Source organism: Leclercia adecarboxylata (genome assembly GCF_023639785.1).
Lineage (GTDB): Bacteria > Pseudomonadota > Gammaproteobacteria > Enterobacterales > Enterobacteriaceae > Enterobacter > Enterobacter adecarboxylatus_D.
The window spans coordinates 1-17,765 of sequence record NZ_CP098325.1; the positions used below are offsets into that span (position 1 = coordinate 1).

Here is a 17,765-nt window from a genome sequence, read left to right on the forward strand (position 1 = left end):
GTGTCACTTTCGCTTTGGCAGCAGTGTCTTGCCCGATTGCAGGATGAGTTACCAGCCACAGAATTCAGTATGTGGATCCGCCCGTTGCAGGCGGAACTGAGCGATAACACGCTGGCTTTGTATGCGCCAAACCGTTTTGTGCTCGATTGGGTCAGGGACAAATACCTCAATAACATCAATGGACTGCTAAACGAATTTTGCGGTACCGATGCCCCACAGCTGCGTTTCGAAGTGGGCACTAAACCGGTCACCCAAACCCTCAAAGAGACCGTTAACGTCGCCGCTGCACCCGCGCAAACCACGCAGGTTCACATGCCGCGCGTCGCGCCTGCGCCGCGTGCTGGCTGGGATAACGTCCCGGCACCGGCAGAGCCGACCTACCGCTCCAACGTTAACATCAAACATACCTTTGATAACTTCGTCGAAGGTAAATCGAACCAGCTTGCCCGCGCAGCCGCCCGTCAGGTAGCGGATAACCCGGGCGGTGCCTATAACCCGCTGTTCCTTTATGGCGGTACCGGTCTGGGTAAAACGCACCTGCTGCACGCGGTGGGTAACGGCATTATGGCGCGCAAGCCCAATGCCAAAGTGGTGTATATGCACTCCGAGCGCTTCGTTCAGGACATGGTAAAGGCCCTGCAAAACAACGCGATCGAAGAGTTTAAACGCTACTACCGTTCCGTTGATGCCCTGCTGATCGATGACATTCAGTTCTTTGCTAATAAAGAACGATCTCAGGAAGAGTTTTTCCACACCTTTAATGCCCTGCTGGAAGGCAATCAGCAGATCATTTTGACCTCGGATCGCTATCCAAAAGAGATCAACGGGGTGGAAGATCGTCTCAAATCCCGCTTCGGCTGGGGCCTCACCGTGGCGATCGAGCCGCCGGAGCTGGAAACCCGCGTGGCGATCCTGATGAAAAAAGCGGACGAGAACGACATTCGTCTGCCGGGCGAAGTCGCGTTCTTTATCGCCAAGCGCCTGCGCTCCAACGTGCGTGAGCTTGAAGGCGCACTGAACCGCGTTATCGCTAACGCTAACTTCACCGGACGGGCGATCACTATCGATTTCGTGCGTGAAGCGCTGCGCGATCTGCTGGCGCTGCAGGAAAAATTGGTCACCATCGACAATATTCAGAAGACGGTGGCGGAGTACTACAAAATTAAAGTGGCAGATTTGCTGTCTAAACGTCGTTCCCGCTCAGTGGCGAGACCGCGTCAGATGGCGATGGCGCTGGCAAAGGAATTAACCAACCACAGTCTGCCGGAGATCGGCGATGCGTTTGGTGGCCGTGACCATACCACCGTGCTGCACGCCTGCCGCAAGATCGAGCAGTTGCGTGAAGAAAGCCACGACATAAAAGAAGACTTCTCCAATTTAATCAGAACATTATCATCGTGATGCTATGAAATTTACCGTTGAACGTGAACACTTATTAAAACCGCTGCAACAGGTGAGTGGCCCCTTAGGCGGCCGCCCGACGCTGCCCATCCTTGGTAACCTGCTGCTGCAGGTCGCAGACGGCACGCTGTCGTTGACCGGCACCGACCTCGAGATGGAAATGGTCGCACGCGTGACGCTTTCTCAGCCTCACGAAGCGGGCGCAACCACCGTTCCTGCGCGTAAGTTTTTTGATATCTGCCGTGGCCTGCCTGAAGGGGCAGAAATTGCTGTGCAGCTGGAAGGCGACCGTATGCTGGTGCGTTCTGGCCGCAGCCGTTTCTCCCTCTCCACGCTGCCTGCTGCTGATTTCCCGAACCTGGACGACTGGCAGAGTGAAGTTGAATTCACTCTCCCGCAGGCCACCATGAAACGCCTGATTGAAGCCACCCAGTTCTCTATGGCGCACCAGGACGTTCGTTACTACTTAAACGGCATGCTGTTCGAAACCGAAGGGGAAGAATTGCGTACCGTTGCCACCGACGGCCACCGCCTGGCGGTCTGCTCCATGCCGGTTGGCGTGACGCTGCCGAACCATTCGGTGATCGTACCGCGTAAAGGCGTGATTGAGCTGATGCGTATGCTCGACGGCGGCGAAACCCCGCTGCGCGTGCAGATTGGCAGCAACAACATCCGCGCCCACGTCGGTGACTTCATCTTTACCTCTAAGCTGGTGGATGGCCGTTTCCCGGACTATCGTCGCGTATTGCCGAAGAACCCGGACAAAACCCTGGAAGCGGGCTGCGATATCCTCAAGCAGGCCTTTGCCCGTGCGGCGATCCTCTCCAACGAGAAGTTCCGCGGCGTGCGCCTGTACGTGAGCGAAAACCAGCTGAAAATCACGGCCAACAACCCGGAGCAGGAAGAGGCCGAAGAGATCCTGGATGTCACCTATGCGGCGGGCACCGAGATGGAAATCGGCTTTAACGTCAGTTACGTGCTGGATGTGCTTAACGCGCTGAAGTGCGAGAACGTGCGTATTCTGCTGACCGACTCCGTGTCGAGCGTACAAATTGAAGATGCCGCATCACAGTCGGCTGCTTATGTTGTCATGCCAATGAGACTGTAATGTCGCTCACCCGCCTGTTGATCCGCGACTTTCGCAATATCGAAAGCGCGGATCTTGCTTTATCCCCTGGCTTTAATTTCCTGGTTGGCGCCAACGGCAGCGGCAAAACCAGCGTGCTGGAAGCCATCTATACGCTCGGCCACGGTCGGGCGTTTCGCAGTTTGCAGATTGGTCGCGTCATTCGCCACGAGCAGGAAGCGTTCGTGCTTCATGGTCGCTTACGCGGCGAAGAGCACGAGACGGCCATCGGGCTGACCAAAGACAAGCATGGCGACAGCAAGGTGCGCATCGACGGCACCGACGGACACAAAGTGGCCGAGCTGGCGCTGCTGATGCCGATGCAGCTCATCACCCCCGAGGGGTTTACTTTACTCAACGGCGGCCCCAAATACAGAAGAGCCTTCCTCGACTGGGGATGCTTCCATAACGAAGCGGGCTTCTTTACCGCCTGGAGCAACCTTAAACGGCTGCTGAAGCAGCGCAATGCCGCGCTGCGCCAGGTAACACGCTATGCCCAGCTGCGGGCGTGGGACAAAGAACTTATCCCGCTGGCGGAGCAGATCAGTCGCTGGCGGGCGGAGTACAGCGCGGGGATCGCGGAAGACATGGCGGATACCTGCCAGCAGTTTTTACCCGAGTTCTCCCTGAGCTTCTCCTTCCAGCGCGGCTGGGAGAAAGAGACGGATTATGCCGAGGTGCTGGAGCGAAGCTTCGAGCGCGATCGCATGCTGACCTACACCGCGCACGGCCCGCACAAGGCGGATTTCCGCATTCGTGCCGACGGCGCGCCGGTGGAAGACACCTTATCACGCGGACAGCTTAAGCTCCTGATGTGCGCGCTGCGCCTGGCGCAGGGCGAATACTTAACCCGTGAAAGCGGGCGACGCTGTCTGTATCTGATTGATGATTTTGCCTCGGAACTTGACGACGCGCGGCGCGGGCTGCTTGCCAGCCGCTTAAAAGCCACACAGTCGCAGGTTTTCGTCAGCGCGATTAGCGCTGAACACGTAATGGACATGTCGGACGAAAATTCGAAGATGTTTAACGTGGAAAAGGGTAAAATAACGGATTAACCCAAGAATAAATGAGCGAGAAACGTTGATGTCGAATTCTTATGACTCCTCCAGTATCAAAGTCCTGAAAGGGCTGGATGCGGTGCGTAAGCGCCCGGGTATGTATATCGGCGACACGGATGACGGCACCGGTCTGCACCACATGGTATTTGAGGTGGTAGATAACGCTATCGACGAAGCGCTCGCGGGTCACTGTAAAGACATTATCGTCACCATTCACGCCGATAACTCTGTTTCTGTACAGGATGACGGTCGTGGTATCCCGACCGGTATCCACCCGGAAGAGGGCGTCTCTGCGGCGGAAGTGATCATGACCGTCCTGCACGCAGGCGGTAAGTTCGATGATAACTCCTATAAAGTGTCCGGCGGCCTGCACGGCGTAGGCGTCTCTGTGGTTAACGCCCTGTCGCAGAAGCTGGAGCTTCTGATCCGCCGCGAAGGCAAAGTGCATCAGCAAACCTACGTCCACGGTGTGCCTCAGGCTCCGCTGGCCGTGACCGGTGAAACTGACGTGACCGGGACTCAGGTTCGTTTCTGGCCAAGCCATGAAACCTTTACCAACGTTACCGAGTTTGAATATGACATTCTGGCCAAGCGTCTGCGCGAGCTGTCATTCCTGAACTCCGGCGTCTCTATCCGCCTGCGCGACAAGCGCGACGGCAAAGAGGATCACTTCCATTACGAAGGCGGTATCAAGGCGTTCGTTGAGTATCTGAACAAGAACAAAACGCCAATTCACCCGAACATCTTCTATTTCTCTACCGAGAAAGACGGTATCGGCGTGGAAGTGGCGCTGCAGTGGAACGACGGTTTCCAGGAAAACATCTACTGCTTCACCAACAACATTCCGCAGCGCGATGGCGGTACGCACCTGGTCGGCTTCCGTACGGCGATGACCCGTACCCTTAACGCCTACATGGATAAAGAAGGCTACAGCAAAAAAGCAAAAGTCAGCGCCACCGGTGACGATGCCCGTGAAGGCCTGATCGCTGTTGTCTCCGTAAAAGTGCCGGATCCGAAGTTCTCCTCTCAGACCAAAGACAAGCTGGTCTCCTCTGAGGTGAAATCGGCGGTTGAGCAGCAGATGAACGAACTGCTGAGCGACTACCTGCAGGAGAACCCGTCCGACGCCAAAATTGTGGTGGGCAAAATTATCGATGCGGCGCGTGCCCGTGAAGCGGCGCGTAAAGCCCGTGAAATGACCCGTCGTAAAGGCGCGCTGGACCTGGCAGGCCTGCCGGGCAAACTGGCAGACTGCCAGGAACGCGACCCGGCGCTGTCTGAACTGTACCTCGTGGAAGGGGACTCCGCGGGCGGTTCTGCCAAGCAGGGCCGTAACCGTAAGAACCAGGCGATCCTGCCGCTGAAGGGTAAAATCCTTAACGTAGAGAAAGCGCGCTTCGACAAGATGCTCTCTTCTCAGGAAGTGGCGACGCTGATCACCGCCCTGGGCTGCGGCATTGGCCGTGACGAGTACAACCCGGACAAGTTGCGCTATCACAGCATCATCATCATGACCGATGCGGACGTCGACGGCTCGCACATCCGTACGCTGCTGTTGACCTTCTTCTACCGCCAGATGCCGGAAATCGTTGAGCGTGGCCACGTCTACATCGCCCAGCCGCCGCTGTACAAAGTGAAGAAAGGCAAGCAGGAGCAGTACATCAAAGACGATGAAGCGATGGATCAGTACCAGATCGCTATCGCCCTGGATGGCGCGACCCTGCACGCTAACTCAAGCGCCCCGGCGCTGGCGGGTGAACCGCTGGAACGTCTGGTGTCAGAGTACAACGCGACCCAGAAGATGATCGGCCGCATGGAGCGTCGCTTCCCGCGTACGCTGCTGAAAGCGCTGGTCTATCAGCCGACGCTGTCCGAAGCCGACCTCAGCAACGAGCAGGCCGTGACCCGTTGGGTGAACACCCTGGTGAGCGATCTGAACGAGAACGAGCAGCACGGCAGCCAGTGGAAGTTCGACATCAACGAGAACAGCGAGCTGCAGCAGTTCGAGCCGGTGATCCGCGTGCGTACCCACGGCGTCGATACCGACTACCCGCTGGATCACGAGTTTGTGACCGGCGCAGAGTACCGTCGTATCTGTACGCTCGGCGAGAAGCTGCGCGGCCTGATTGAAGACGATGCCTTCATCGAGCGTGGCGAACGCCGTCAGCCGGTTGCCAGCTTCGAGCAGGCGCTGGAGTGGCTGGTGAAAGAGTCCCGTCGTGGCCTCTCCATTCAGCGTTATAAAGGTCTGGGCGAAATGAACCCGGATCAGCTGTGGGAAACCACCATGGATCCAGAAAGCCGCCGCATGCTGCGCGTTACCGTTAAGGACGCGATTGCTGCCGACCAGCTGTTCACGACCCTGATGGGCGATGCGGTTGAACCTCGTCGCGCCTTTATCGAAGAGAACGCCCTGAAAGCGGCAAATATTGATATCTAAGTATGCCACCGCGCCTTCCTTTCAGGGGAAGGCGCGGGACGGATTGCTTTACTCTATCGAACGGGTTGAATTCACGGCTTTTTTATAGGCGTAAGCATGGAACAAGCGATCACCAAAAGACGCTATTATGATGTTGGGCTTCAGATAGAAGAGTTGCTCTATTCCGGTGTGTTTAAAGCGGGAGAACGTCTTCCTTCAGAAAGAGAGCTTGGCGAGCGTTTTAACACCAGTCGAACCACAATCCGTGAAGCGATTATCATGCTTGAGCTGAAAGGCGTTGTGGAAGTCCGGCAGGGTGCGGGCATCTATTTCATTGATAGTCCTGAAAAATTTAACCAAAAATCCCTTTTGCCCTACTCCGATATTGGTCCTTTCGAACTGCTTCAGGCCAGACAGGTCATTGAAAGCAACATTACCGGCTTTGCCGCCACGCAAATCAGGCTGAACGAATTACGCGAGCTTAAGCGGATCATTGCTCAGCAGGAAAAGCTGATCGACGGGGATAGCGATAAGTTCGAAGAGCTGGACAGGCAGTTTCACAATATTATTGCCGAAGCCACGCAGAATCGCGTGCTGATGAAGCAATCTGCCGAACTGTGGCGGGCAGTCAGAACGGAAAATCCGCGTTGGAAACGGCTTAACTATAAGTATTTACATAAAAAAGAGCTGCGGATGATGTGGGTAGAAGATCATCGTAATATCTTCCTCGCGTTACAGAAGCGTAATGCAGAGCAGGCGCGGCTGGCTTCCTGGAACCATCTTGAAAACAGCAAGAACGAGCTGGTGAAAATTTTCCATCAGGACGATTCGCTGGAAGATTTTGACGACTTTTTCTTTGCCACCTGAGTGCACAACGGGCCTGTCGACAGACAGACCCGCAGTAAGGTCACACCTCATATGGGGTGAGTTTATCCCAGTCAAATTCCACACCCGTCCCACTTATATCGGGTGCGACGGCCCGGTAATCCTTAACCACCAGTGGACGTCTGGTATACCGATCGATAGGAAAGCTGTGTACTTCCAGCCAGCCGGTATCGAACGCCGATACGAGGCTGACATGCAGCTCCTGCATACCATGTGAACAGATTGGCAGGCCGTAACGTGTCGCCAGATTTGCCGCCTTCAACCACCCTGTGATGCCACCGCAGTTGGAGGCGTCAGGCTGAATAAACCCCAGCTTTGCGCGGTCAAGCGCGTATCCGAATTCATGAATGGTATGCAGATTTTCACCCATCGCCAGTGGAATCGTTGTATTTTCGGCGATGCGTGCGTAGCCATCATAGTCATCAGGAATGGTTGGCTCTTCAAACCAGGTGATATCACATGATTCAACCGCTTTCGAGAGAGCGATGGCCTGGTCAACCGAAAGGGAATAGTTAGCGTCGAACATGAAGGTCACGTCAGGACCGATAAGCTGACGAACGGCTTTGATGCGGTCGATATCATCCTGTGGATTTTTCTGCCCTACCTTAATCTTCACGCCGTTAAACCCACTGTCCAGATAGCCCTGGATGCTGCGCAAAAGTTTATCCAGCGGAAACGCCAGATCGATACCGCCACAGTAGGCTTTACAGCTATTGTTCGCACCACCTGCCATTTTCCAAAGCGGAAGTTGCTCACGCTTACCCTTCAAGTCCCATAGCGCAATGTCCACTGCAGAGACAGCAAACGAAGCGATACCGCCACGACCGACGTAATGAATATGCCATTCCATAAAGTCATATATTTCATCAATTGCCGTGGCGTCTTTACCCTTCAGAACAGGCGCCAAATCATGGTCGATCATCGCCTTAATGGCGTAACCGCCCTTGCCGCCGGTATAGGTATAACCTGTACCCGTAGCTCCATTCTCAAGCGTGATGGTCGTTGTGATCAACTCAAAATGGCTGTGGTCGCCATGCTTTGCGTCCACCAGAATTTCCTCCAGCGGAACCTTAAACAGTCGGGTTTCTATCTGCCTGATTGTCGACTCCATTTTTCCGTCCTCTTCATCCTGTTAATTGATTCACTAAACACATACCCTGGTATACCTGTTTCACTAGTTCTGTATACCAAATTGTGGGGTTGCTTTAGCGTAGATCCTTACTCTTTCCTTAATATTTATTAAAAACAGTGAGTTAATAATGCGGTTTTGCTTCGATTTCGCAGATGGTACACCAGTTTGCAGCGTCGATCCTCTGACAGGTGTCACAGTTTTTTAGCGCGCCTGGATTTTGCTACTAAAAAATCCAAGTAACTTAATGATAAAAATTGATATTTTATTTTTTCTTGGATTTGCATCATTTTCCGCACCACCATTCTGTTCACCATTTGAGATCATTATCACTGTTTTGGTAAACCAGTTTGGCATTATTGGTCCAGTGTTTCACAAGGACAATTCGTATGGAAAAGACGACGTACAATCGACAGGTGTTGAAAGCAGACATCGTTCATCTCGGCCTTGGGGCTTTTCATCGCGGGCATCAGGCGGTGTATACCGATCTCTCAAATGAAAGCATGGAATCTCCCTGGGGGATCTTTGGTATCAATCTGCTTGGTAGCGCAGACCTGGTAGATGCACTCAACAGCCAACAGTGCCTTTTTACCGTGGTTGAAAAGTCAGCGACCGCGACAACATGCCGTCAGGTCAGAGCGTTGGCCGGCGCGCTGCACACTCCCGCGAGCGGTATTCAGGCCGCTATCAATAAGTTGACGGAGGCGCAGGTCAAAATCGTCTCGTTGACCATTACTGAAAAAGGCTACTGCACCGACCCGCAGTCGCGCAGGCTTGATCTCGCGAATCCGCTTATCCGCCATGATTTAACCTCTCCGCGCGCGCCTCAGTCGGCTATCGGCCTGCTCGTAGAAGCATTACGTATACGGCGCGAGAAGGCCCTTTCCCCCTTTAGCGTGCTTTCATGCGACAACATTCCCGCCAATGGCGTACTGACCAGAAATGCCGTTCTCGACTTCGCCTCGCAGCTCGACGCCGGGCTTGCCGCGTGGATCGAACAGCAAGTGACCTTTCCTGGCACTATGGTTGACCGCATCGTTCCGGCCATGACGCCTGAGCAGTTTGCAGTGATTGAAGCAGAGACGGGTTATGCCGATCCTTGCGGCGTGGTCTGCGAAGATTTTCGCCAGTGGGTGATTGAAGACAACTTTGTCGCCGGACGTCCGCAGTGGGACAACGCCGGTGCGATGTTTGTTCAGGATGTGGTGCCCTATGAAGAGATGAAGCTACGTATGCTGAACGGCAGCCACTCCTTCCTGGCTTACAACGGCAGCCTGGCGGGCTACGAGTTTATCTCTGAATGTATGGCCGACCCGGTCCTCAATGCGGCCGTTTTCCACCTGATGGTCGACGAGCAGGCCAAATCCCTTGATCTGGATTTACATCTCGATGTGGACCAGTACGCCCGTTTGCTCATCGCGCGCTTCTGTAATCCACATATCAAACATAAAACCAGCCAGATCGCGATGGATGGTTCCCAGAAGCTTCCGCAACGCGCTATCGATCCGTGGCGCACGCTGCAAGCGCGCAAGGTGCAGAGAAACGGATTGTCTTTACTGATCGCTGGCTGGCTTCATTTCGTGCTTGATGCCGTATCCCGTGGTCAGACGCTTGCCGACCCCCTGAATGATGAATTTTATGCGCGCGTAACGCCGCAGGATAGCTCATGGGAGCGGGCGCATGCGCTACTGCAGATAGAGAGCATCTTCGGCACGCTTGCCAGCAGTAACGCCATGTTTATGAACGAGGTCCGGCAGGCATTTGTCGCCATTGAAAAAGACGGCGTTCACGCCGCCATTAACCATGTATTACAACAGGAAAACGTATGAAAACGCTGATCTGCCAACATCCGGAAAAAATTGAATATATCGAACGAGATATGCCTGAGCTGAAAGCGGGCGAGGCGCTGCTGAAGATCCGCGCGGTAGGGATTTGCGGTACCGATATCCACGCCTTTGCGGGTCGCCAGCCTTTCTTTTCCTACCCACGGGTACTAGGCCATGAAATTTGTGGCGTAGTGGAAGAGACGGGAAGTGACTGCCATCGCGTAAAAAAAGGGCGGCGTTATAGCGTTATTCCCTGCGTGCCCTGCGGCGTATGTATGGCTTGTCAGGAAGGTAAAACCAACTGCTGTGAAAATGTCTCTCTGTATGGCGTTCATCAGGATGGCGGGTTTAGCGAATATTTGGCCGTTCGTGAAGAGAATCTGGTGGAACTCCCGCCTGGCCTGAGTGACAACGCAGGGGCGCTGGTAGAATGCTTTGCGATTGGCGCGCATGCGGTTCGTCGCGCAGAGATTAAATCGCAGCAGAACGTACTGGTGGTTGGCGCCGGACCGATCGGGCTGGCAGCAGCGGCGATCGCAAAAGCGAAGGGCGCTCGCGTGGTGGTTGCGGATATTGATGCGGGTCGTCGTCAGCAAATTACCGATAAGCTCGGTCTGCAAACCCTCGATCCAATCCAGGGAAATTATCTGGACGCATTGAAAACCTGCTTTGACGGTCAGTTAGCCTGTACGCTGCTTGATGCAACAGGAAATAAATCTTCCATGTCGCGTTCGGTCGACCTGATTGGCCACGGTGGAAAAATCGTCTTTATCGGGCTTTATATAGGCGAACTGGTGCTTGACGATCCAACATTTCATAAAAAAGAGACCACGCTTTTAGCCAGTCGTAATGCTACGCGTGAAGATTTTGAGTGCGTCATCGCATTTATGACCGCAGGTGTTTTGCCTGAAAAACTGATGGTGAATAAAGAGTACGACTTTTATAGCTTCGGTCACCGTTACAAAGAAGACGTCGTAGAAAATAAATCATTAGTTAAAGGCGTTATTAAATTTTAAGCGAGAATAGTATGTCTACCGTATTCGTTAAAGAAAAAGAACTGAAGTCACTGGTATTAAAAAAATTAACCCATTCCGGGCTTGATGATAAAACGGCTGGTGAAGTTACGGATATTCTGGTGCACGCCGATATGACAGGCGTCCATTCCCATGGCGTCATGCGTGTTGAACATTATTGCACCCGCCTGAAAGCGGGCGGTCTGAACCCGGCTGCAAAAATGTCTATCAATACGATTTCACCTTCCCTTGCGGTGCTGGATTCTGATGACGGCATGGGCCATTCGGCGTTGAAGGCCGCGACGGATCATGCGATAACGCTGGCGAAAGAAACCGGACTCGGTTTCGTTGGGGTAAAAAATACCTCTCACTGCGGCGCGCTCTCCTGGTTTGCTGAGCGCGCCACCCAGCAAAACACTGTTGCTATCGTCATGACGCAGACAGATACCTGTGTCGCTCCGCACGGCGGTGCGGAGCGGTTTTTGGGGACTAACCCGATTGCCTTTGGTTTCCCGGTTGCTGGTGAAAAGCCGATGATTGTCGATATGGCGACCAGTGCAATCGCGTTTGGTAAAATTTTACATGCCAAAGAGACGGGCAAAGCCATCGGTGAAGGACTTGCGCTGGATAAAGAAGGCAATATCACCACAGATCCGCACAAAATCGAGAACCTTTTGCCTTTCGGGGGGCATAAAGGCTCAGGCATTGCGCTGGCAATTGATGTGCTAACCGGCATATTAATGGGGGCCAATTTTGGCAATCATATTGTTCGTATGTATGGCGATTACGACAAAATGCGCAAGCTGGCGAGCCTGGTCATCGTTATCGATCCTGAAAAACTCGGTAATCCGCTATTTGCCGCTACCGTAAAAACGATGCGTGATGAACTGCGGGCGGTAAAGCCTGTACCTGGCGTTGAAAAGGTATTAGCGCCTAACGATCCTCAGATAAGTTATAAAGAGAGATGTCAACGCGAAGGTATTCCGGTGGTTGAAAGCATTTATCAATTTTTATCCGTTCCGTGAATAAAATAATACAGGTATTACAACACTACATCGTGCATTAAATATCAATAACAGCTAAGTACATCTGTAAAACCTCTTTATCATGGAGAATTAAATGTATACTGGAAGAAGATATTTTATCCTTGCGCTCCTTTTTATCGCATCAATGATAAATTATATAGATCGGGCGGCATTATCTATTCTCGCCCCCTATGTCACGACTGATTTGAATGTTAATAAAGCTGAGCTGGGTCTGATTTTTAGTAGCTTCGCGATTGGTTATGCGGTGTTCTGTTTTGTCGGCGGCTGGCTGGCTGATAAATATGGACCACGACGCATATTTGCTGGCGCAATGGGGCTATGGTCGCTCTTTGCCGGTTTGACCTGCGCTGCGTTTAATTTTACTTCCCTGTTTTTTATTCGCGTTATTTTTGGCGCGGCAGAAGGTCCGATGGGGTCGGTGACCAATAAAACCATCGTTAAGTGGTTCCCTGCGCGTGAGCGTGCCAGAGCTGTGGGCGTCTCTTTTTCAGGTAACCCGATGGGAGGGGCGGTCTCCGCGCCTATCGTCGCCGCCGCTGCGCTGGCGTTTGGCTGGCGCATAACGTTCGTTGGGATGATGGTTATCGGTTTTGCGTGGGTGGCCATCTGGCTCATCGCCACGAAGGGTAGCGAAGCATCAACAGAGGATACGGTTGAACAGGCCGAGGCGGATACCGCCGGGAACGACCTTCCGAATGAAAAGCTCTCGTATTACCTGAAGCAACCGATCATTCTGTTCACCGCGCTGGCTTTTTTTGCCTACAGCTACATTCTGTTCTTTTTTATGACCTGGTTTCCAAGTTATCTGCTGGATGCGCGTGGGCTGAATATGCGGGATATGAGTATCGCCAACGTGCTGCCCTGGCTGCTCGGTTTTGTCGGCCTGATTTCTGGCGGATTTATCTCTGACTATATTTATAAGCTGAACCATAACCTGCTGTTTTCTCGTAAGGTTATCATCGTCACAGGATTGATTATCGCCGCGATATGCATTACCGCCTCCGCCCTGGTTCACAACCTCTATGGGGCGATTGGGCTGATGTCCGTTGGGATGTTCGCCATGTATGTCACCACATCATGCTACTGGGCTATCGTTCAGGATACGGTGAAGGGGAATAATGTGGGTGCCGTCAGCGGCTTTATCCACTTCCTCGCCAACCTTGCAGGGGTGTTCGCACCAATGTTAACCGGGTTCATTGTGCAAGGAACCGGACAATATTATTCAGCGTTCTATCTTGTCGGTGCGCTGGCCATCGGTTCCGCTATTCTGCTGATGCTGGGAGGCAAAAAGCAGGCATCTGCCTGACTGTGATGTCTGTGGCGTAATCCCGGCGAGCCTGTACCGCCGGGTGAATAGGGGAGTGAAACCTTGTTTTCTCATCCCCTTTCTCCCTGACACTTTTACTGTTTTTTGAGCGGAATCGCGTTAGCATGAGGAAAGACTCATTCCAACCGGGGATCCCATGGCTATCAAACTCATTGCAATCGATATGGACGGCACCCTGCTGCTGCCAGACCACACCATCTCTCCTGCCGTTAAAAATGCGATTGCCGCAGCCCGTGCGAAGGGCGTGAATGTTGTGCTGTGCACCGGTCGTCCGTACGCGGGGGTGCATAACTACCTGAAAGAGCTGCACATGAACGAGCCAGGTGATTACTGCATTACCTATAATGGCGCGCTGGTGCAGAAAGCGGCCGACGGCAGCACGGTGGCGCAAACGGCGCTGAGCTATGACGATTACCGCTATCTGGAACAACTCTCCCGCGAGGTGGGCTCGCACTTCCACGCGCTCGATCGCACCACGCTCTACACCGCGAACCGCGACATCAGCTACTACACGGTGCATGAATCCTACGTTGCCACCATCCCGCTGGTGTTCTGCGAAGCGGAGAAAATGGATCCCCAAACCCAGTTCCTGAAGGTCATGATGATCGATGAGCCCGCCATTCTCGACCAGGCCATCGCCCGTATTCCGGATGAGGTAAAAGAGAAGTACACGGTGCTGAAAAGTGCGCCGTACTTCCTCGAAATTCTGGATAAACGCGTCAATAAGGGCACTGGCGTGAAGTCGCTGGCCGAAACGCTGGGGATCAAGCCGGAAGAGATCATGACGCTGGGTGACCAGGAAAACGACATTGCGATGCTGGAATATGCTGGCTTAGGCGTGGCGATGGAGAACGCGATCCCGTCGGTGAAAGAGGTGGCTAACTTCGTCACCAAATCTAACCTCGAAGACGGTGTGGCCTATGCCATTGAGAAGTTTGTCCTGAATTAAAACCCGGTAAATCACGCGTTTTATAACCCGCACCCGTTGCGGGTTTTTTTATCCCCGCAGGTACCTTTCTTTAACATTCCTTTCACTGATTGTTCTTTTTGTGATCCGGATTGTAGTACAACACGGATTGATTGTACTACATTACAACCACGGCATTGACGAACAGCATCACGTTTGTACTGCAAAATTGAGGCGAAATTCAGCGGTCGCGGTAAAGTAGGGGCGGACCTACAGAGCACAAGGACTCTCCATGACTCTCAATAAAACCGATCGCATCGTCATCACGCTGGGTACCCAAATCGTGGGTGGAAAGTATGTTCCCGGGTCGCCGCTGCCCGCAGAGGCAGAGCTGTGCGAGGAGTTTGAAACCTCGCGCAACATCATCCGGGAAGTGTTCCGCTCGCTGATGGCGAAGCGGCTGATAGAAATGAAGCGTTACCGCGGCGCCTTTGTCGCCCCGCGTAACCAGTGGAACTACCTCGATACCGACGTCCTGCAGTGGGTACTGGAAAACGACTACGACCCGCGGCTCATCGGGGCGATGAGCGAGGTGCGAAACCTGGTCGAGCCCGCGATAGCCCGCTGGGCGGCAGAACGCGCCACCTCAGGCGACCTGGCGCAGATTGAGTCGGCCCTGAATGACATGATCGCCAACAACCAGGACCGGGATGCCTTTAACGAGGCGGACATCCGCTACCACGAAGCGGTGCTGCAGTCGGTGCATAACCCGGTGTTACAGCAGCTGAGCGTGGCGATCAGCTCGCTACAGCGAGCAGTATTTGAACGAACCTGGATGGGTGATGAGGCCAACATGCCGAAGACGCTCCAGGAACATAAAGCGCTGTTCGATGCGATACGCCATCAGGACAGCGATGCGGCAGAGCAGGCGGCGCTCACCATGATCGCCAGCTCGACACGAAGGTTGAAGGAAATCACATGACATCTCGCTACATCGCAATTGACTGGGGATCGACCAATCTGCGCGCCTGGCTGTACCAGGGCGAGCAGTGCCTGGAGAGCAGGCAATCAGAAGCAGGCGTTACCCGCCTGAACGGTAAATCCCCTGAAGCGGTGTTAGCCGAGGTGACACAAAACTGGCGCGTTGGCGCCACGCCGGTGGTGATGGCGGGGATGGTCGGCAGCAACGTGGGCTGGAAGGTTGCCCCTTATCTGCCGGTTCCTGCCCATTTCTCTGCCATTGGCGAGCAGTTAACGTCCGTTGGCGACAATATCTGGATCATTCCAGGGCTGTGTGTCTCCCGCGACGATAACCACAACGTGATGCGCGGCGAAGAGACCCAGCTACTTGGCGCCCGCTCGCTCTCTCCTTCTTCTGTCTATGTCATGCCCGGTACGCACTGCAAATGGGTGCAGGCAGATACGGAGCAGATCGTTGATTTTCGCACCGTGATGACCGGCGAACTGCACCATTTGCTGCTTAAGCACTCGCTGGTGGGTGCCGGTCTGCCGGAGCAGTCAGCCTCGCCGGAGGCATTTGCCGCCGGGCTTGAGCGCGGGATCGCTTCCCCTGCCATTTTGCCGCAGCTTTTTGAGGTTCGCGCCTCGCACGTGCTGGGAAGCCTCCCGCGCGAGCAGGTGAGCGAATTTTTATCGGGCCTGCTGATTGGCGCTGAAGTCGCCACCCTGAGCGAGCAGTTCGCGGGGCAACAGGCCATCACCCTCGTCGCGGGTTCATCGCTGACCGCACGCTACCGCCAGGCGTTCCACGCCATCGGCCGTGACGTGCAGGCGGTGGAGGGCGACACGGCATTTCAGGCAGGAATAAGGAGCATCGCTCATGCAGTGGCAAACTGATCTTCCCCTTATCGCAATTTTGCGCGGCATCACCCCTGACGAGGCCTTAGCGCACGTCGGGGCGGTGATCGACGCCGGGTTCGACGCGGTGGAAATCCCGCTCAACTCTCCTGAGTGGGAGAAAAGCATTCCGATGGTTGTGGACGCATATGGCGAAAGAGCGCTGATTGGCGCTGGCACCGTGCTGAAACCGGAGCAGGTGGATGAACTGGCGAAGATGGGCTGCCAGCTTATCGTCACCCCCAACATCAACCCCGAGGTGATCCGCCGTGCGGTGGGCTACGGCATGACCGTCTGCCCGGGATGCGCCACGGCGACAGAAGCCTTTACTGCCCTCGATGCGGGCGCGCAGTCGCTCAAAATATTCCCGTCGTCGGCCTTTGGCCCGGATTACATCAAAGCGCTGAAGGCGGTATTACCCGCCAGCGTCCCGGTCTTTGCCGTGGGCGGCGTCACGCCGGAAAACCTGGCCCAGTGGATGAAAGCCGGTTGTGTGGGCGCGGGCCTTGGCAGCGATCTCTATCGTGCCGGGCAGTCCACAGAACGTACCGCGCAGCAGGCGGCAGCATTTGTAAAAGCGTATCGAGAGGCAATGCAATGAAAATAACCAAACTCACCACCTACCGTTTACCGCCGCGTTGGATGTTCCTGAAAATCGAAACCGATGAAGGCGTGGTTGGCTGGGGCGAGCCGGTAATTGAGGGCCGCGCCCGCACCGTTGAAGCGGCGGTGCATGAGCTGGGTGAATACCTGATTGGTCAGGATCCGGCGCGCATTAACGACCTGTGGCAGGTGATGTACCGCGCGGGCTTCTACCGTGGCGGTCCGATCCTGATGAGCGCCATCGCCGGTATCGACCAGGCGCTGTGGGACATCAAAGGCAAGGTGCTGAATGCGCCGGTCTGGCAGCTGATGGGCGGCCTGGTACGCGACAAGATTAAAGCCTACAGCTGGGTGGGCGGTGACCGTCCGGCAGAGGTGATCGACGGTATCAACAAGCTGCGCGGTATCGGTTTCGACACCTTCAAGCTCAACGGCTGCGAAGAGATGGGCGTTATCGACAATTCGCGTGCGGTGGATCGGGCGGTGAATACCGTGGCACAAATTCGCGAAGCCTTCGGCAATGACATTGAATTTGGTCTCGATTTCCACGGTCGCGTCAGCGCCCCGATGGCAAAAGTGCTGATCAAAGAGCTGGAGCCGTACCGTCCGCTGTTTATTGAGGAGCCGGTGCTGGCCGAGCAGGCCGAGTACTACCCGAAACTGGCCGAACAGACCCATATTCCCATCGCGGCGGGTGAACGTATGTTCTCGCGCTTCGAGTTCAAACGCGTGCTGGAAGCGGGCGGGATTGCCATCCTGCAGCCGGATCTTTCCCACGCGGGCGGCATCACCGAATGCTACAAAATTGCCGGGATGGCAGAAGCTTACGATGTGGCGCTGGCGCCGCACTGCCCGCTGGGCCCAATCGCGCTGGCCGCCTGTCTGCACGTGGACTTTGTCTCGCGCAATGCGGTGTTCCAGGAGCAGAGCATGGGCATTCACTACAACAAGGGCGCGGAGCTGCTCGACTTTGTGAAGAACAAAGAAGATTTCAATATGGAAGGCGGTTTCTTTAAACCGTTAACGAAGCCGGGCCTTGGCGTGGAAATCGACGAAGCCAAAGTCATTGAGCTGAGTAAAAATGCGCCGGACTGGCGTAATCCACTGTGGCGTCATGAGGACGGCAGCGTAGCGGAATGGTGATCGCCACTCCGTAGGCCCGGTAAGC

16 protein-coding genes are annotated in these 17,765 nt (G+C 54.6%); 14 read left to right on the forward strand and 2 right to left on the reverse strand.

Annotation, left to right across the window (positions count from 1 at the left end):
- From dnaA to NB069_RS00025, 5 genes are all read left to right on the forward strand, one after another.
- On the forward strand, positions 1–1,401 hold the full coding sequence (gene dnaA / locus NB069_RS00005) for a chromosomal replication initiator protein DnaA (protein ID WP_250586737.1): 1,401 nt from the start codon (positions 1–3) through the stop codon (positions 1,399–1,401).
- Positions 1,402–1,405: 4 nt separating this feature from the next.
- Positions 1,406–2,509 (forward strand): DNA polymerase III subunit beta, encoded by a 1,104-nt coding sequence (gene dnaN, locus NB069_RS00010; RefSeq protein ID WP_103177630.1) that lies wholly within the window; start codon positions 1,406–1,408, stop codon positions 2,507–2,509.
- Positions 2,509–3,582 (forward strand): DNA replication/repair protein RecF, encoded by a 1,074-nt coding sequence (recF, locus tag NB069_RS00015; RefSeq protein WP_138370939.1) that lies wholly within the window; start codon positions 2,509–2,511, stop codon positions 3,580–3,582. The genes dnaN and recF overlap by 1 nt, the downstream gene beginning before the upstream one ends.
- Before the next feature lie 28 nt (positions 3,583–3,610).
- Positions 3,611–6,025 carry a DNA topoisomerase (ATP-hydrolyzing) subunit B gene (gene gyrB / locus NB069_RS00020; protein WP_250586740.1) on the forward strand — a complete coding sequence of 805 codons (2,415 nt, stop codon included), beginning with the start codon at positions 3,611–3,613 and terminating at the stop codon, positions 6,023–6,025.
- Positions 6,026–6,121: 96 nt separating this feature from the next.
- Positions 6,122–6,871, forward strand: coding sequence for an FCD domain-containing protein (locus NB069_RS00025; protein WP_250586741.1), 750 nt, complete (start codon positions 6,122–6,124; stop codon positions 6,869–6,871).
- 40 nt (positions 6,872–6,911) lie between these two features.
- Here NB069_RS00025 and NB069_RS00030 read toward each other — a convergent pair whose 3' ends face one another.
- Positions 6,912–8,000, reverse strand: coding sequence for a mandelate racemase/muconate lactonizing enzyme family protein (locus tag NB069_RS00030; protein ID WP_250586743.1), 1,089 nt, complete (start codon positions 7,998–8,000; stop codon positions 6,912–6,914).
- 222 nt (positions 8,001–8,222) lie between these two features.
- On the reverse strand, positions 8,223–8,375 hold the full coding sequence (locus tag NB069_RS00035; RefSeq protein ID WP_250586745.1) for a hypothetical protein: 153 nt from the start codon (positions 8,373–8,375) through the stop codon (positions 8,223–8,225).
- Between the two features lie 32 nt (positions 8,376–8,407).
- On the opposite strand from NB069_RS00035, the gene NB069_RS00040 reads away from it, so the two are divergent.
- From NB069_RS00040 to dgoD, 9 genes are all read left to right on the forward strand, one after another.
- A complete protein-coding gene (locus tag NB069_RS00040; RefSeq protein ID WP_250586747.1) occupies positions 8,408–9,847 on the forward strand; it encodes a mannitol dehydrogenase family protein in 1,440 nt (479 codons plus the stop codon).
- Positions 9,844–10,860, forward strand: a complete 1,017-nt coding sequence (locus tag NB069_RS00045; RefSeq protein ID WP_250586749.1) for a zinc-binding alcohol dehydrogenase family protein — start codon at positions 9,844–9,846, stop codon at positions 10,858–10,860. The genes NB069_RS00040 and NB069_RS00045 overlap by 4 nt, the downstream gene beginning before the upstream one ends.
- 11 nt (positions 10,861–10,871) lie before the next feature.
- Complete coding sequence (locus tag NB069_RS00050) at positions 10,872–11,882, forward strand: Ldh family oxidoreductase (RefSeq protein ID WP_250586751.1); 1,011 nt, start codon at positions 10,872–10,874, stop codon at positions 11,880–11,882.
- 94 nt (positions 11,883–11,976) lie between these two features.
- Complete coding sequence (locus NB069_RS00055) at positions 11,977–13,209, forward strand: MFS transporter (RefSeq protein ID WP_284677022.1); 1,233 nt, start codon at positions 11,977–11,979, stop codon at positions 13,207–13,209.
- Between the two features lie 157 nt (positions 13,210–13,366).
- On the forward strand, positions 13,367–14,179 hold the full coding sequence (gene yidA, locus NB069_RS00060; protein WP_250586754.1) for a sugar-phosphatase: 813 nt from the start codon (positions 13,367–13,369) through the stop codon (positions 14,177–14,179).
- Between the two features lie 250 nt (positions 14,180–14,429).
- Entirely contained in the window at positions 14,430–15,119 is a 690-nt protein-coding gene (dgoR, locus tag NB069_RS00065) for a D-galactonate utilization transcriptional regulator DgoR (protein WP_064324218.1), read from the forward strand.
- A complete protein-coding gene (locus tag NB069_RS00070) occupies positions 15,116–15,994 on the forward strand; it encodes a 2-dehydro-3-deoxygalactonokinase (protein WP_250586755.1) in 879 nt (292 codons plus the stop codon). The genes dgoR and NB069_RS00070 overlap by 4 nt, the downstream gene beginning before the upstream one ends.
- Entirely contained in the window at positions 15,978–16,595 is a 618-nt protein-coding gene (locus NB069_RS00075; protein WP_250586756.1) for a 2-dehydro-3-deoxy-6-phosphogalactonate aldolase, read from the forward strand. Before NB069_RS00070 ends, NB069_RS00075 begins: the two co-directional genes overlap by 17 nt.
- Positions 16,592–17,740, forward strand: a complete 1,149-nt coding sequence (gene dgoD, locus NB069_RS00080) for a galactonate dehydratase (protein WP_250586757.1) — start codon at positions 16,592–16,594, stop codon at positions 17,738–17,740. The genes NB069_RS00075 and dgoD overlap by 4 nt, the downstream gene beginning before the upstream one ends.
- The last annotated feature ends 25 nt before the right edge of the window (positions 17,741–17,765 follow it).

Excerpts from the sequence above, each read along its gene's own strand:
- dnaN (WP_103177630.1), top strand. The coding sequence starts at position 1,406 with ATGAAATTTACCGTTGAACGTGAACACTTATTAAAACCGCTGCAACAG.
- recF (WP_138370939.1), top strand. The coding sequence starts at position 2,509 with ATGTCGCTCACCCGCCTGTTGATCCGCGACTTTCGCAATATCGAAAGC.
- gyrB (WP_250586740.1), top strand. The coding sequence starts at position 3,611 with ATGTCGAATTCTTATGACTCCTCCAGTATCAAAGTCCTGAAAGGGCTG.
- NB069_RS00025 (WP_250586741.1), top strand. The coding sequence starts at position 6,122 with ATGGAACAAGCGATCACCAAAAGACGCTATTATGATGTTGGGCTTCAG.
- NB069_RS00030 (WP_250586743.1), bottom strand. The coding sequence starts at position 8,000 with ATGGAGTCGACAATCAGGCAGATAGAAACCCGACTGTTTAAGGTTCCG.
- NB069_RS00035 (WP_250586745.1), bottom strand. The coding sequence starts at position 8,375 with ATGCCAAACTGGTTTACCAAAACAGTGATAATGATCTCAAATGGTGAA.
- NB069_RS00040 (WP_250586747.1), top strand. The coding sequence starts at position 8,408 with ATGGAAAAGACGACGTACAATCGACAGGTGTTGAAAGCAGACATCGTT.
- NB069_RS00045 (WP_250586749.1), top strand. The coding sequence starts at position 9,844 with ATGAAAACGCTGATCTGCCAACATCCGGAAAAAATTGAATATATCGAA.
- NB069_RS00050 (WP_250586751.1), top strand. The coding sequence starts at position 10,872 with ATGTCTACCGTATTCGTTAAAGAAAAAGAACTGAAGTCACTGGTATTA.
- NB069_RS00055 (WP_284677022.1), top strand. The coding sequence starts at position 11,977 with ATGTATACTGGAAGAAGATATTTTATCCTTGCGCTCCTTTTTATCGCA.
- yidA (WP_250586754.1), top strand. The coding sequence starts at position 13,367 with ATGGCTATCAAACTCATTGCAATCGATATGGACGGCACCCTGCTGCTG.
- dgoR (WP_064324218.1), top strand. The coding sequence starts at position 14,430 with ATGACTCTCAATAAAACCGATCGCATCGTCATCACGCTGGGTACCCAA.
- NB069_RS00070 (WP_250586755.1), top strand. The coding sequence starts at position 15,116 with ATGACATCTCGCTACATCGCAATTGACTGGGGATCGACCAATCTGCGC.
- NB069_RS00075 (WP_250586756.1), top strand. The coding sequence starts at position 15,978 with ATGCAGTGGCAAACTGATCTTCCCCTTATCGCAATTTTGCGCGGCATC.
- dgoD (WP_250586757.1), top strand. The coding sequence starts at position 16,592 with ATGAAAATAACCAAACTCACCACCTACCGTTTACCGCCGCGTTGGATG.